Source organism: Methylobacterium sp. J-070, from assembly GCF_022829385.1.
Lineage (GTDB): Bacteria > Pseudomonadota > Alphaproteobacteria > Rhizobiales > Beijerinckiaceae > Methylobacterium.
Map to the genome: position 1 here is coordinate 1 of NZ_JAKSXX010000309.1, position 283 is coordinate 283.

Annotated in this window: 1 pseudogene; it reads left to right on the plus strand. The window is 67.5% G+C overall.

Going from position 1 to position 283, the window contains the following annotated elements:
* Window positions 1-173: pseudogene (locus MKL01_RS34990) on the plus strand (ATP-binding protein); the annotation flags it as partial.
* Window positions 174-283: the final 110 nt, after the last annotated feature.

Below are 283 nucleotides of genomic sequence, written 5' to 3' on the forward strand. Positions count from 1 at the left end.
CCGCGGGCGACCATGTGCTGATCGAGGTCCGCGACACGGGCCAGGGCATCCCGCCCGAGCTGATGGAGAAGATCTTCGAGCCGTTCTTCACCACCAAGGAGATCGGCAAGGGCACCGGCCTCGGGCTCTCCACCGTGTTCGCCCGTCGTGGACATGTTCGTCGGGCAGCTGGGGTTCGTCGAGCTGCGACGCACCGAACGCGCCGTGTGGTTGCGTCAGCCCGGGGCCAATGTGGACCTGCAGCTCAGCCGTAGCGACACCGGGCACCGGGATCTTGACCGAC